The 14,803-nt window shown below is 61.4% G+C and carries 8 protein-coding genes; 7 read left to right on the top strand and 1 reads right to left on the bottom strand.

Features of this window, described 5'->3' with window-relative positions; all coding sequences use genetic code 11:
• Nucleotides 1-148: 148 nt before the first annotated feature.
• The 7 genes from BUA94_RS14620 (at nucleotide 149) to BUA94_RS23890 (ending at nucleotide 13,864) form a co-directional block, all read left to right on the top strand.
• Complete coding sequence (locus tag BUA94_RS14620; RefSeq protein WP_073014064.1) at nucleotides 149-1,096, top strand: LysR family transcriptional regulator; 948 nt, start codon at nucleotides 149-151, stop codon at nucleotides 1,094-1,096.
• A gap of 96 nt (nucleotides 1,097-1,192) precedes the next feature.
• On the top strand, nucleotides 1,193-2,197 hold the full coding sequence (locus tag BUA94_RS14615; protein WP_073014063.1) for a Bug family tripartite tricarboxylate transporter substrate binding protein: 1,005 nt from the start codon (nucleotides 1,193-1,195) through the stop codon (nucleotides 2,195-2,197).
• Nucleotides 2,198-2,403: 206 nt separating this feature from the next.
• A complete protein-coding gene (locus BUA94_RS14610; protein ID WP_073014390.1) occupies nucleotides 2,404-2,970 on the top strand; it encodes a tripartite tricarboxylate transporter TctB family protein in 567 nt (188 codons plus the stop codon).
• A complete protein-coding gene (locus tag BUA94_RS14605; RefSeq protein ID WP_235860606.1) occupies nucleotides 2,967-4,478 on the top strand; it encodes a tripartite tricarboxylate transporter permease in 1,512 nt (503 codons plus the stop codon). Before BUA94_RS14610 ends, BUA94_RS14605 begins: the two co-directional genes overlap by 4 nt.
• Nucleotides 4,479-4,488: 10 nt before the next feature.
• Nucleotides 4,489-5,352: a shikimate dehydrogenase family protein gene (locus BUA94_RS14600; protein ID WP_073014061.1), complete on the top strand. Its 864-nt coding sequence runs from the start codon at nucleotides 4,489-4,491 to the stop codon at nucleotides 5,350-5,352.
• On the top strand, nucleotides 5,349-7,235 hold the full coding sequence (locus BUA94_RS14595; RefSeq protein WP_073014060.1) for a bifunctional sugar phosphate isomerase/epimerase/4-hydroxyphenylpyruvate dioxygenase family protein: 1,887 nt from the start codon (nucleotides 5,349-5,351) through the stop codon (nucleotides 7,233-7,235). The genes BUA94_RS14600 and BUA94_RS14595 overlap by 4 nt, the downstream gene beginning before the upstream one ends.
• Nucleotides 7,236-7,606: 371 nt before the next feature.
• Nucleotides 7,607-13,864 carry an autotransporter outer membrane beta-barrel domain-containing protein gene (locus BUA94_RS23890; RefSeq protein WP_139251144.1) on the top strand — a complete coding sequence of 2,086 codons (6,258 nt, stop codon included), beginning with the start codon at nucleotides 7,607-7,609 and terminating at the stop codon, nucleotides 13,862-13,864.
• A gap of 57 nt (nucleotides 13,865-13,921) precedes the next feature.
• Here the strand turns inward: BUA94_RS23890 and BUA94_RS14585 are convergent, their stop codons facing one another.
• Entirely contained in the window at nucleotides 13,922-14,797 is an 876-nt protein-coding gene (locus tag BUA94_RS14585) for a transglutaminase family protein (RefSeq protein ID WP_073014058.1), read from the bottom strand.
• Nucleotides 14,798-14,803: the final 6 nt, after the last annotated feature.

Genomic DNA, 14,803 nt, shown 5'->3' with positions numbered 1-14,803 from the left:
GGTCCTCCCCATTGTCCTTCCCGTGGTCTTCACTGAAGGCGTCTGCCTGCTCCCGGTGAGGAAGGTCCATCTCCAAAATCTTAACGTCAATTATTGAATTGGCGAGGTTCGTAACATGGTGTTAATTTGAGGCGGGGAGGAGCTGACCTTGCGGGAAATTACACTCAGGCAGATCGAGGTGATCCGTGCCGTCATGTTGCGCGGAACCATCAATGGGGCGGCAGAGCATCTGGGGGTTTCGGCCCCCGGCATCAGCCGGCTGATCAAGCACACGGAGGAGTCCCTCGGCATTCGGCTGTTCGAGCGTCATGCTGGGCTGTTCGTTCCATCCGTGGAAGCTGGCGCGGTCTTTGATCAGATCGGGCAGGTCTACAAAGGGGTCGAGAACCTTCAGGTGGCGCTCGATTCCCTTCAAAAGGGCGTGGATGTGCGCCTCGCCTTTGCCTCCGCGCCGTCGGTTGCCCAGTTCATCGCTGCGCGCGCGATCCGCTCCATTCGCAAGCGCTATCCGGATCTCTTCATCGATCTGAACATCCTGAAGATCGAGGAGACGCTGGACTATCTGCTGTTGGAGCGGGGCGAGTTCGTGATCATGAGTTCCCCGGTGAACAACCCGGGCGTCGAGAACGAGGAGATGGCGAGGGGCAAGGTGGTTGCCATTCTGCCCGAAGGTCATACGCTCGCGGATCGGGATGAGGTCTCGGTCCATGACCTCAAGGATGAGCCGCTGATCGGCATCGATCCAAGTGACCCCTATGGTGCCATTGTCGCCCGCGCCTTTCTTCAGGAGAAGCTGCCACTTCGCCACAGCATGCGTGGCCGGTTTGCGCAGACCGTTGTCAGCCTCGTCCGGCACGGCATGGGCGTCGCCCTGATCGACGAATTCTCCGTTGCCGAGGTCTATATGCCCGGGGTGATCCGGAAACCTCTGAAGGAACAGGTGGACGTGGCGATCTATGTGGTTCGCAAGAAGGGGCGGGTGCTGTCCAACTTTGCCGACTACGGGATCCGGCAGTTCCGCAAGGAGCTGACTGAGGCCCATCTTCATTGGAGCGCAGCGGCGAGGAAAAATAACATCAAGTTAAGTGATCATTGAATTTGATATTTGACGTTAGGTTCTGGATCAGCAAATCTCGGGTTAGAAAGCGGCTTTGGGAGAAAGCTTGCTGTTCAGGTCTCTAGGGAGGAACTCATGAAAAAGTTTATCATCGGCGCCGTCTCCGCGCTGGTCATGGCAACGTCCGCAGCAAGCGCTGCCGATTATCCGTCCAAGGAAATCCAGGGCATCATCCAGTGGGGAGCCGGCGGTTCCACCGACACAGTGATGCGGTCCGTGACCCCGCATGCGGAAAAGGCACTCGGCGGCACCGTTGTCATGCAGAACATGACCGGCGGCGTTGGCGCGATCGCACTGAACTACGTGGCCGGTCAGGCTGCTGACGGCTACACCCTGTTGATGGGCGCTGAAAACCCGCTGCTCTACAAGGTCATGGGCCTGGGCGACAAGGACTACAGCGACTTCATTCCGGTCAGCATTCTGGCCCGTGGCACGCCGATCCTGGTGGCCAACAAGGACGCTCCCTTCGACGATTACGCAGGCATGATGGCCTATATCAAGGAGCATCCGGGTGAACTGCGCCTCGGCGCCACCGGCCCTGGCGGTCTGCCCTCCGTCATCACCGCGATGATGAACACGGTTGAAGGCAAGCTTGACGTGATTGCGGTTCCCTACGACGGTGACGGCCCGGCTCTGACAGCCCTTCAGGGCGGCGCGATCGACGTGATGCCGGCTGTTCTGGGCGCGTCCATCGAAGGTATCCGGGCTGGCAACATGAAGCCGCTCGCGATCTTCGATGTTGCCGCCAATGAAAAGCTGCCGGATGTCCCGACCATCACGTCCTTCAACGACAAGTACAACGAGATGCTGCCGTGGGGCCCGTTCTTCGGTGTCTTCGTCGCCAATGGCACTCCGGATGACGTTGTTGCAAAGCTGGCGTCCGCTTACGCCGAAGGTGCGAAGAACCCTGAGTTCGTTGCGCTGATGGACAACCGCGGCTTCACCATGATGGGTGTCAGCGGTCAGGAAGCGCAGGATTTCCTGTCCAAGTGGCAGCAGAACACCACCTGGCTTCTTCAGGACGCAGGCCTGACCAAGGCTTCTCCGGAAAAGTTCGGTATCGCACGTCCGGCTAAGTAAGGCCCGACCGGCGAACCTGATCAGGCGCTACTGCACCATGCACAAGGGCGCCGCTCTTCCGGACCGAAGGGCGGCGCCGCTTTTTTAGCGCGCTGGAATGACGGCAGACTGGCAGGATGAGACCGGCGGCACGCCGTGTCCTGGCACCTGACTTGTCAGGTTGGAATGGCCAGATTGGGATGGCCAGTTTGGGATGGATGAAAACCATGCAGGATCAAGACTACGACAACCACGACGGAACGTCGGACGCAACGCCGGGTGGTTATCCGGACCGGCGCAGGCCGGGCGAACTGGCTTTCGCAGGGGTTCTTCTGGCCGCCAGTCTCTATCTCCTCTATTCGGCCTATGGCATTGCCGGCTTCGAGGCTCTGTCCTCGCCAGGTGCCGTGCCCATGGCAACCACCGTGGTGATGGTGATTTCGGCGCTGGTCGTGGTGGTGCGCACCGCAAGGCTCCACACCTTCGCCAAGGAAACGATCTCGGGCAGTATTCTGCCGCGTATCGTGATCATCTTTACCGGATTGCTGATTGCCTATGGCGTGCTGCTCAAGCCGCTCGGCTTCCTGCCCACGTCCGCGCTTTTCCTGGTTGCCTCCATCCGGCTCCTGTCCGACCGGAGCTGGGGCTTTGTATTCGCCGTCTCTGCCGGCAGCCTTCTATGCATCTGGCTGATTTTCCGCATTGTCTTCACGGTCCTGATGCCGGTGGGCATCGTGCCTGAAGCCGAGATCATCCAGTTCTTCCGCGCATTTGTTCACAACGGAGCGGCATGATGGACAGTCTCCTGGCCTTCTTCACGGTTTTCACCCAGCCTAACCTTCTGCTGCTGGTCGGCATCGGAACCTTTGCCGGTGTCTATATCGGCGCCATTCCCGGCCTGTCCGTCACCATGGCCGTGTCGATCCTGATCTCCTTCACCTTCTCCTGGGATGTTTATCCGGCGATTTCGCTGATGATCGGCATCTACATGGGTGGGGTTTATGGCGGTGCGCGCACGGCCATCCTCCTGAACATTCCGGGGGCGCCTTCCGCCATTGCGACCGCCATGGATGGCTATCCGCTCGCCCAGCGCGGCGAGGCGGGAACGGCCATCGGCATCACCACGGTGATGTCCTTCTTCGGCGGCTTCATCGGCATCGCCGTGCTTGCCGTCGCGGCGCCCTTCGTTTCCGACTTCGCGTTGAAGTTCCAGCCGCGCGACTACATGCTCCTGGCTGTGCTCGGCATCCTGCTGGTGGGATCGCTGTCGACCGGCAGTCTGGCCAAGGGCATCTTCGCCGGTGCCTTCGGCATTGCCGTCGGCACGGTTGGCATGGATCCGCTGACCTTCACCGAACGCTTCACCTTTGACATTCCGCTGATGCGCAGCGGCATCAGCTTCATCGCGGTCATGATCGGCATGTTCGGCGTGTCCGAGGCCCTGCTGCAACTGCACCATATCGGTCTGCCGGCCATCCGCCAGAAGATCACCCGCATCGTCCCGTCCTGGGGAACCCTGCGCAAGCATCTGCCGCTGTCGCTTCAGACTTCCGCCATTGGCGTGATGATCGGCGCCCTGCCGGGAACCGGCGGCGATATTGCAGCGCTGATGGCCTATGACCATGCCAAGCGCGTGACCAAGAACCCGGAGCGGCCCTTCGGCAAGGGCGCTATCGAAGGGCTTGTTGCTCCTGAAACGGCGAACAATGCGGCCGTCGGCGGTGCCTTCATTCCCATGATGACCCTCGGCATTCCGGGGGATGCGGTAACCGCCATCATGATCGGTGCACTGTTCATCCATGGTCTCAATCCGGGACCGATGCTAATGATCGACAAGCCGGACATGTTCTGGTTCATCGTCGGCGCTTTGGTCATGGCCAATTTCTTCATGCTGCTGTTCGGACTGACCGGCATCCGCCTGTTCGTGAAGATCGTGGAGATGCCGCGTGCCGTCCTGATCCCGCTGATCCTGCTGCTGTCGATTGTCGGAGCCTATGCGGTCAACAACTCGATCACCGATGTCTACTGGATGCTTGGTTTCGGCTTCTTCGGCTACTTCATGCGCCACTATGGCTATCCGCTCGGTCCGGTGATCCTCGGCGTGATCCTGTCCCGCCTTCTGGATGACAACTGGCGCCGGGCAATCATCTCCGAGCGTGAGGATCTTGGCCGCTTCTCCTGGGGCATTCTCAGCAGTCCGCTGTCGCTGACCCTGTTTGTGGCTGTGGTTCTGATCTTCGTTTCCCAGACACCGGTCTGGTCCAGGGCCAAGTCCGTTCTTGGACGGCGCCAGGGTCAGTAGGAGACACCAAATGACACAAGATCCGGCCACTTCCGGACCTCTGAAGCTTGGGCTGATCGGCGACAACATCGCCGCCTCCCGCTCGCCCTTGCTGCACAAGCTTGCCGGCCGCCAGAATGGCATGGATGTCAGTTACATCCGGCTTGTGCCGAAAGACCTGGGGCTCGGTTTTGAAGAAGTGTTCGCTCTGGCACAGCGCGAACACTACCGGGGCACAAATGTCACCTATCCCTACAAGGAAAGGGTGACGGAGCATGTGACTATCGAGGATCCTCTGGTGCGTGGCATGGGAGCGGTCAACACCGTCATCTTCGGCGAGGGAACTCCCAAGGGCTACAACACCGACTATTCCGGGTTCATGGCCGCATACCGCCGTGTGCGTGGGGATGCCGCGCCTGGGGCGGTGCTGATGATCGGCACCGGCGGCGTTGGCCGAGCGGTTGCCTTCGGACTGATTGGTCTCGGCGCCTCGGAACTGCGCCTTGTCGACCGGGACCGGGCCAAGGCGGAAATCATGGCGGAGGCCGTCCGCAAGGCAGCGCCCGCGATGAAAGTCAGTCTTTGGGACAAGGCGGAGGAGGCCGCAATCGGCGTCTCCGGTCTTGTCAATTGCACGCCTGTCGGAATGGTTGGCTATGAGGGGACCCCGATCGAGGCTGAGGCCATGCAAGGGGCCGAATGGGCCTTCGATGCGGTCTATACGCCGGCCGACACCCGGTTTCTGGGCGATGCGGCAGCAAACGGCCTGTCTATCATTTCCGGCTGGGAGCTGTTTTTCTATCAGGGGGTTCACGCCTGGAAGCTATTTTCAGGCAAGCCGCTCGATGAGGACAGCCTGCGCCACGACCTGATCCACACGGGAGAAACTGCATGAAGACCTCGATTGCCACCGTTTCCGTTCCCGGCAATCTTCGGGAAAAACTGGAAGCCATCGCTGCCGCCGGGTTCGATGGCATCGAGATTTTCGAGCAGGATTTCATCGCCGACGAGGGCAGTCCGCGTGAAGTGGGCCAGAGGATCCGCGATCAGGGGCTTGAGATCACCCTGTTCCAGCCTTTCCGGGACTTCGAAGGATTGCCCGGTGCCTTGCGGGTCAAGGCTTTCGACCGGGCCGAGCGCAAGTTCGACCTGATGCAGGAACTCGGCACCGATCTTGTCCTCTTCTGCTCCTCCCTTCATCCGGAGGCGCTCGGCGGCATAGACCGGGCAGCCGATGACTTCCGTGAATTGGGTGAAAGGGCGGCCAAGCGCGGCATTCGCGTTGGCTATGAAGCGCTGGCCTGGGGCCGGCATGTCAATGATCACCGGGATGCCTGGGAAATCGTCCGAAGGGCGGATCATCCCAACATCGGCCTGATCCTCGACAGTTTCCACACACTCGGCCGCAAGATCGACCCGGACACGATCCGCCGCATTCCTTCAGACAAGATCTTCTTCGTCCAGCTGGCGGATGCGCCGCTTATCGAGATGGATCTTCTTTATTGGTCCCGCCATTTCCGCAACATGCCGGGCGAGGGCGATTTGGATGTCACCGCCTTCATGCAGGCTGTGACGGCGACCGGTTATCAGGGACCGGTGAGCCTGGAAATCTTCAATGACCAGTTCCGGGGCGGCAGCCCGGCCTCCGTTGCCAAGGATGGTCTGCGCTCTCTGGTCAGCCTGATGGATGATGTGCGCCGCAGGGAGCCGGGCACCCGGATTGATCTGCCGGAGATGCCCGCACGGGTCGAAGTCTCCGGAACGGCCTTCATCGAATTCGCCTCGCAAGGGGAGGAGGCCCGGAACCTCAGCCACTTCCTGACCACCCTGGGTTTTGACGAAACCGGACGGCACATCTCCAAGAACCTGAGCCTCTGGCAGCAGGGCGATATCCGCATCATCATCAATCAGGAAGCCAAGGACTTTGCAGGCACGACCTACACGGTTCATGGCACCAACATCTGCGACATCGGTCTCGAGGTCGCCTCGGCGGAGGAGACAGTTGCCCGGGCCACGGCCCTTGGAGCCGAACCGTTCCAGCAGCCGCTGACCGAAGGCCAGATCGACATTCCGGCGATCCGGGGGCTGGGCGGCAGCCTGCTGCATTTCCTGGATGGGTCTTCCAAGCTGAAGTCTGTCTGGGCGTCGGAGTTCCACATCGACAAGCCGGCCCGTGACGGTGCGGGTCTGAAACGGGTCGATCATGTGGCCCAGACCATGTCCTATACGGAGATGCTCAGCTGGACGCTGTTCTATACGTCCCTGTTCCGGATGGGCAAATCGCCGATGGTGGATGTGATCGATCCGGATGGGCTGGTGCGCAGCCAGGCGGTCGAAGCCGACGGGCAAGGTTTCCGCATCACCCTCAATGGCGCGGAAACGCACCGCACTCTGGCAGGCTCGTTCCTGGCAGACAGTTTCGGTGCGCCGGTCCAGCATGTGGCCTTTGCCTCGGAAGACATCTTCGCGAGCGCAGCAGCGCTTGAGGCGGCCGGGTTCAAGGCTCTGCCGATGCCCGACAATTACTATGCGGATCTTGTCAGCCGGTTTGACATTGCCGAGGACCGTCTCGCCCTGATGAAACGTCACAGCATTCTCTATGACCGGGACGCGGAAGGGGAGTTCTTCCAGATCTATTCCCGGCCTTTTGCCGGCGGCATGTTCTTCGAAGTTCTGGAGCGCCGTGGCAATTACCGTGGCTATGGTGCGCCCAATGCCCCGTTCCGGATCGCGGCTCAAAAGCGGATGCTGAGGCAAAAGGGTGTGCCGAGGAAGTAGGCCCCGCAAATCGGCACAGAACCAGATATTTCACAAATTGACGGCGGATGGTCTTTCCATCTGCCGTTTTGGTTTCCTGCGACGTCTATGCCACTTCGTCTTCGGAAAAACGTGTTCCTTTTCTTGATTTTCTCAGAGTTGTACGGGTTTCGCTCGTTTGCATTTGAGCAAGTGTTTTTCTTAGTTTGATATGTTCAGAAGACATTGGAAGCTTCCGGAAAGGAAATGCAATTCAGGCGGAAATGTGTTCATCTCTTGGTTGGTGATCAGGATTCGTCTCTCGACGTCTGCGGATCGCCTTTTTTGATTTTATGACGCTGGCTTCGGAAGCACCGCCTCCGGGCTGCTGGGTTTTGCCGGGGGACGCGATGATGGCTGGTTTTTCAAATGGGCTGGCGATTGGAAACTCTCACCGTTCCTGCCAAAGGCTTTCCGCTCTTCGGCAAGTGCTGCTTGGAACTGCCGCGCTCGCCGTGCTTTCGAGCCCTGCTGCTGCCGATGCGAAATGGTGGGTGACCAGCCAGCTGGATGCCGACAATCGTTTGGTCTACGTCCTCCACACGGGTGACACCTTACAGTCGGGAATACCGGAATCCCTTGGCAACATCGCATTGACCCCGGCCGGGCTGCGCTATGTCAAATTGCCCTGGTTGCCTGTACCCTGGCCCATTCCAACCGTCGGGCCGCTCAAGGTTTCCGGTGCGATCGACAAGGATTTTGCTTTCACGGCCACAAGCCGCCCGATCACGATTATCACCGAAGGCGCGACGGAAGCAGATAGCAACGCAAAGTTCATTGGCATCCTGATCAACGCAATCCATCAAAGGTCCGGACTGATCGGTTCCTTCCTGAATGTTTTCGGATTTGCGAATGTGACAGGCGTCGATAGTCCTGTTTACGCGCCTCTCGTGGACATTGAGTCTCGTGGTGCCCTGACGGGAGACAGCCATTCTCCTGCCGTCCTGATCACATCCTTCGGGACAGACGGTGCGAACGGGAGCAATGGCAGCTTCTTCCACTCCGGTCATCCTGGACATGAAGGGCAAAATGGCGGTGATCTGAAGTTTACCAACAGCGGAGTGATTGCCAGCACCGGCACGACCACTGTGGTGCCGGAAGGGCTTCCTGCATCCGGAACGGTCACCGTGGCCTCCGCAGGAGGCGACGGTGGCCATGGTGGCAAGGCCGGCGGCGGGGCTATCGGCGGTCATGGCGGTCGGGGAGCCCGCGGTGCCAATGGCGGCGGTGTCTATGTCATCAATGACAGCACGGGCGTCATCCAGAACATGGCCGCCAACGAGGCGGCGATCCTGGCGCTGTCGATTGGCGGTGAGGGCGGGGCCGCAGGCAGCGCGTCCTGGGCCTCGTCAGGCAATGATGGCGGTGTTGGCGGCAATGGCGGGGCAGTCAACGTCAACAACGCCGGCAAGATCATCACGGCCGGAACCAACGCTGCCGGCATCAACGCCGAAAGCCTTGGCGGCGGCGGCGGCAGCGGGTCCGGTGGTGGCTGGTTCGGCGGATCCGGCGACGGCGGCAGCGGCAATGCCGGCGGGTTTGTGGCCGTTGGCACGACGGGCTCGATCACGACCAGCGGCGCGTCTTCCTCCGGCATCTTCGCCTCCAGCACGGGCGGAAATGGCGGCGACGGCGGCAGCGAGACGGGCATCGTTGCGGTTGGCGGCGATGGCGGCAAGGGCGGGAATGGTGGCACGGTCTATGTCGGCATTGGCGGAACCGTAGAGACATCGGGCAAGAATGCCGCTGCTGTTATGGCTCAGTCGGTTGGCGGCGGCGGCGGCCGGGGTGGCAACGCGACGGCGATCGGTATTGTCAGTGTATCTGTTGGCGGCCGGGGCGGCGGCGGCGGCAACGGCGGTTCGGTGTCAGGCATCGTTTCGGGCAGCATTACCGCATCTGGCCAGAACTCCGATGGCCTGGTGCTTCAGTCCATCGGCGGTGGCGGCGGTCATGGCGGGTCCGCGGTCAGCGTCGCCCTTGGCCCTGTCGCGGTCAGTGTTGCCGTCGGCGGCAGCGGCGGTTCTGGCGGCAAGGGCGGAACTGTCTCCGGCACAGTGCAGGCCGGGGCTTCCATTGTCACCGGTCAGCAGCCATTGATCGATGACACCAGTTCCGGAGCAACTGTGACGCCTGCGGATGTCACCAAGCTTGCGGAAAATCAGGACAAGGGCGACCATTCCTATGCGGTTCTGGCCCAGTCCATTGGCGGTGGCGGCGGCAAGGGCGGCAATGTGGTGTCGGTTGCCGTCGGAGCCAATCCGGAAGGACCGAGCGCCGCCGTGGCCGTTGGCATTGGCGGCAAGGGCGGCTCCGGTGGGGAAGGTGGCGCTGTGAGCGTTACCAATGCGGGCAGCCTGATTACCTATGGCCGTCATGGAACGGCGATGCTGTTGCAGTCGATTGGCGGTGGCGGCGGGGCCGGTGGCTCTTCCACCACGGTTGCCGCTTCTGTCGGTCCGCAAGCCGGGTCCGTTTCCGTTGGCATTGGCGGCAGCGGAGGTTCCGGCGGGGCCGGCGGCACGGTTACCGCAATAAACTCCGGCTCGATTTCTACCTGGTCCAGCCAGTCGCTGGGTATTCTGGCACAGTCGATCGGGGGAGGCGGTGGCTCCGGTGGCAACGTCACGGATGTTGCGGCCTCTCTCGGCAGCATTGCGGCTTCTGTCGGCGTTGGTGTTGGCGGCAATGGCGGCCGCGGGGCGGATGCCGGCACCGTTACCGTTACCCAGTCCGGTACAGTCCTGACCCAGGGCGCTCAGTCTCATGGGGTGGTTGCCCAGTCTGTTGCGGGCGGCGGCGGACATGGCGGCAACGTGCACAGCTATTCGGTATCTGTTGCCACAGGCTCATCCTCCAGCGGCGGCAAGGCCTTTTCGCCCAGCGTGGCAGTCGGCGGCAGTGGCGGGGCTGGCGGCACCGCCGGGACGGTCTCTCTGACCAACACCGGTTCGATCCGGACTTTCGGTGCCAATTCCTTCGGTGTGGTGCTTCAGTCCGTTGGCGGCGGCGGTGGTCTTGGCGGCAATGTCTCTGCGCTCTCCGTTGCAGCTGCCCTCAACCGGTCTTCCGGCTCGGATTCCTATGGTGGAACCGCTGTTTCAGCGAGCGTCGCGGTTGGCGGCAAGGGCGGATCAGGCGGTACCGGTGGCTCGGTGAATTTCACCGCCGGGGCCGGTTCGTCGATTTTGACCGGAGGGGATGAGTCCAGTGCCGTCGTCGCCCAGTCCATCGGTGGCGGTGGCGGGGCTGGCGGAAGTGCCCAGACCATTGCACTGTCGACCCTCGTGCCCAATCCGACCGAGGCCCGAAACGGCATCCTCAACTGGCTGACGAAGAAATTCCCGAACGTCCCGTGGGACGAACCGGGCACCAACAATCCGGGCACGTCCTATTCGTTCTCGGCTGCCGTTGGCGGAAATGGCGGCAAGGGGGCAACAGGTGGGGCTGTCACGGTCACTCTGGACACAAGTTCCACCATCGAAACCTTAGGCGGCCATTCCCATGGGGTTCTGGCTCAATCCATCGGCGGCGGCGGCGGCAATGGGGGTGCGGCGCATTCCTATGCAATAGCTGGTTACGGCACCTATGGGGTGTCTCTTGCCATTGGCGGCACAGGGGGATCGGGCAACCATGGTGGTTCTGTCACCATTACGGACACGACAACCAATGCCATCTCTGGCCTGATCCGGACAACAGGCGATCATTCCAACGGCATTCTTGCTCAATCAATTGGTGCTGGCGGTGGGGATGGCGGAACCTCTGGCGCAAGCTCTCCCAGCATTCCCGGCATTTCCAAGAAGACCTTTTCGCTGGCCCTTGGCGGCAACGCAGGGGCCTCCGGGGACGGGGGGACGGTTTCAGTTACGCGTGATGGTGCGATCTGGACGTCGGGAGCAAATTCCTACGGCATCTTTGCCCAGTCCATTGGCGGCGGCGGCGGAACGGCTGCTCAGGGCGATGCTTCCAAGGGGGGCGGGTTGTTCGCCTTTTCGCTCGGGGGCTCAGGCGGCTCGGGTGGCAAGGGCGGCTCGGTGACAATTTCCGGTTCAGGAACGGTGCTGACCTTCGGCGCGCAGTCTCACGGAATTGTCGCCCAGTCGGTTGGCGGCGGCGGCGGGGCTGGCGGGGCGTCCTCCGGGGGCGTCTATGGCATTCCCGTCGGTCTGTCCCTGCATCTTGGCGGTGGCGGCGGTTCCGGCAGCAACGGCGGCACGGTCACCGTGAACCGGGGCGGTGAAATCACCACTTCCGGCAAACACGCAGTTGCCATCCTGGCCCAGTCTGTCGGCGGCGGTGGCGGGATCGCGGGAACCGGTGAACTGATCACCGGCACGGAACTGCCCGTGAATGTTCATCTGGCCAATGACGGCAAAGGGAACGGCGGGGCGGTGACGGTCAGCGATTCGACGGCAGACAGCGCCTTGATGATCCGCACCAGCGGCGTTGGATCCCATGGCATTTTCGCGCAATCTGTTGGCGGCGGCGGCGGCTTTTCGATCATTGCCGACCAGAACACCGAATCCGTCGAATTCTATGAGCCGGGCTCCGCAACTGCGGGAGATGGCGGAAATGTCACGGTTTCCCTGCGCGGTTCAATCCAGACGACCGGGGCTCATGCCTATGGCATTCTGGCGCAATCCGCCGGTGGCGGGGCCCTGGTGCATGCAGATGACAATGGCATGACGATCCTGTCCGGCAACGGGACGTCGGGCCGGGTGAATGTGGCAACGGCCGACGGCAGTTTGATCAGCACATCTGGCGCAGGGGCTCACGCCATTTACGCCATTGCTTCAAACAGCCATGGCGTTTTCACACCGTCCTCTAGCGATAGCGCGGGTCTCGCCGTCGAAGTTAAAGGGGCTGTGACGGCTTCAGGTTCGGGCGCGGCTGCAATTCGGACCAGCAACGGCACAAGCCCGACCGGTACGTCCAAGGATCTCTTTTCCACGACCATCGAGGTCGACAGCACAAGCCTTGTGTCCTTCACCGGCATTGGCGGGGAAGGCTACGGCATCTATGCGCAGGACGTTTTTGACGATATCTACGTCAACGTCGCTGGATCCGTTATTACGGCGGGAGACGGGATTTCCGACAGTCAGGCGGCCATCAAGCTGGATGGCCATGGCATGGTTGTCGTCGACGCTGGCGGCTCCGTCTTTGGCGCAATCCGGGGCAATTTCGGATCATTCACCCTGATCAACAGTGGCACGGTGCAGGGCAGTGTGTCTGGCATCAACAACTACCTCCTGAACGGTGGCCTTCACTATCTGCCCGTCGATCTTGCCAAGGGAATAGCCGCAACGATCAACGCCAACACCTTTACCCTGGATGGTGAGGTGCGCCCGTTGCTGTCAGGGTTCGGCACTCTTTCCGGTCCGAAGAAACTCATCGACACCGACACGTTCAACGGCAGTCTTGATCAGGTCACTGACAGTCTGCTGACGGACTTCCAGCTCTCCTTAGACAACAATGACGTGACGCTGACTGGGGTTGATCTCGACTTCAGCCGGGCCAGCGTCAGCGGCAATGACGCAACGGCGCTCAACACCATCAAGACTGCAGTTGAAAGCTGGACGAATGGCGTGGCAGTTTCGAGTGCGGATACAGGGCTGTACACGCTGGCGCTGGATGTTGCCAATGCCCGCAATCAGGCAGAGCTTGATGCCAAGCTGGAAGCGCTGGACCCAACCCAGCATTATCAGACCTCCGAAAACCATGCGGCGGCGGCCAGTGCCGGAGCCTCGGCCATGCTGAGCTGCGGCATGGCCTCTGGCAGTTTTGCTGCGATCCGCGAGGGGGAATGCACCTGGATCAAGGGGCTTGCCTCGAATGAGAAGAGCTTCGACACCAATGCGACCAGCCGCAGCGCCGGATTTGCCATCGGTCATCAGGCAGCCTTGAGCGACACTTGGCGTCTCGGCGTGTCTGCCGGGTTCCAGGGCACGTCCCTGGACGGGAAAACGGTCAACAGTGATGGCGAGCGCTATCTTGCAGGTGCCGTGCTGAAATACACCGACGGGCCATGGCTTGCGGCTGGTGCTCTTGTCGGCGCCTATAGCGAGGCAGACGCCACCCGGCGGATCGATATGAGCGCGGGAACAAGCTTTGCGTCCTCACATCAGCGGGCCGCCTCGCTCAGTGCCCGGTTGCGTCTGGCCTATCTCTTCGAGTTCGGCGCTTTCAACGTCATGCCGCTGGCTGATCTCGATGCACATTGGATCCATGACTATGGCTACCGGGAGCGGGGAGCCGGATCCTTGAACCTTCAGGTGAAGGAAGCCAATCATGCCCTGTTTGATTTCCGTCCGGCCGTGCGCTTCGGTCATGATTTCAAGCTGCAGGATGGCTTTACCTTCCGGCCCTACCTGGAAGCGGGTGCCCGGTTTGCGTTGAACGACAGCCAGCTGACGAGCTTCCTTCCGGACAGTCTTGCAGGTCTCAACCCGCGCAAGCTGGCCCTGGAGCGGGAGGATGTCTCCGCCACCCTGGGTCTCGGACTGGATCTTCTGGGCGACAACGGCTTTGAGGCAAAGCTGCGCTACGATGGCCAGTTCAGTGACAGCGCGGTTGGCCAGGCTGTCAGCTTCAAGCTCGGCTACAAGTTCTAGGGTTCTGCCCCTCGGGTAAAATCTGAAAACAGCGCGGGCTGGTCTTTAAATAGGGGATCAGCCCGCGATCATGTCCACCGCCTGGGTGGTCGTCTGTGTTCCTGCCGTGCGCAATGCGCCCTTGACCGGGGCGACGTCGAAATAGTCGCGGCCGCGGGCGATGACGACGTGATCAAGACCGGCGCGCATGGCGTTGGTCGGATCGAACTCCACCCAGCCCATGGAACTGCCGCACCAGGCCATGACCCAGGCATGCATCGCATCTGCGCCTTCCAGCCGGGGCTGGCCTTCCGGCGGAATGGTTCTGAGAAAGCCGCTGACATAGCCGGCGGGAATGCCCAGATCGCGCAGGGCGGAAATGGCAATGTGGGTATAGTCCTGGCAGACGCCCCGGCGTCCCTTGAATGCCTCCCGAACCGGTGTGTCGACGGCGGTCGCTTCCGGATCGAACGTCATCTCGCTATGGATTGCCATGCACACCGCATCGGCGATAGCCAGGACGGACTGCCCGTCCCCGGCAATGGCCCGGGCCCAGTCGCCGATTTCCGTGTCCCGCTCGATGCGCGGGGAGTTGAAGCGGAAATTGTGAGGAGACAGTCCGTCGACGGACTGAAGGCTGTCCAGTTCTGCGGTCAGCCCTGCCAGGTCCGGCGACTCATCCAGGAAATTGTTGGGTTCCTGCCGTTCGACCCGCGACTTCATCACGAATTCGGTCTCGGCCACGGGCTCGCTGAAGGCAATGTCGACGCAGCCGTTGCCGAAGAAGTCCCTGCGCTGCCGCCGTTCCGATGGCTGAGGCTGGATCGACAGGCTGCTCAGGATCACGCGCTGTTCGCCCGGCAGGTCAGCCGGTGTCATGCGCAGGATCTGATGATCTGCGTCGGCCATGCTGTCATAGGAGTAGGTGATGCGGAGCGTGATGTCGTAGATCAAGGCGGC

This window comes from Roseibium suaedae, assembly GCF_900142725.1.
GTDB classification, from domain to species: Bacteria; Pseudomonadota; Alphaproteobacteria; order Rhizobiales; family Stappiaceae; genus Roseibium; species Roseibium suaedae.
Note: the sequence above shows the minus strand (reverse complement) of the source record. Positions and strands in the feature narration are given on the sequence as shown.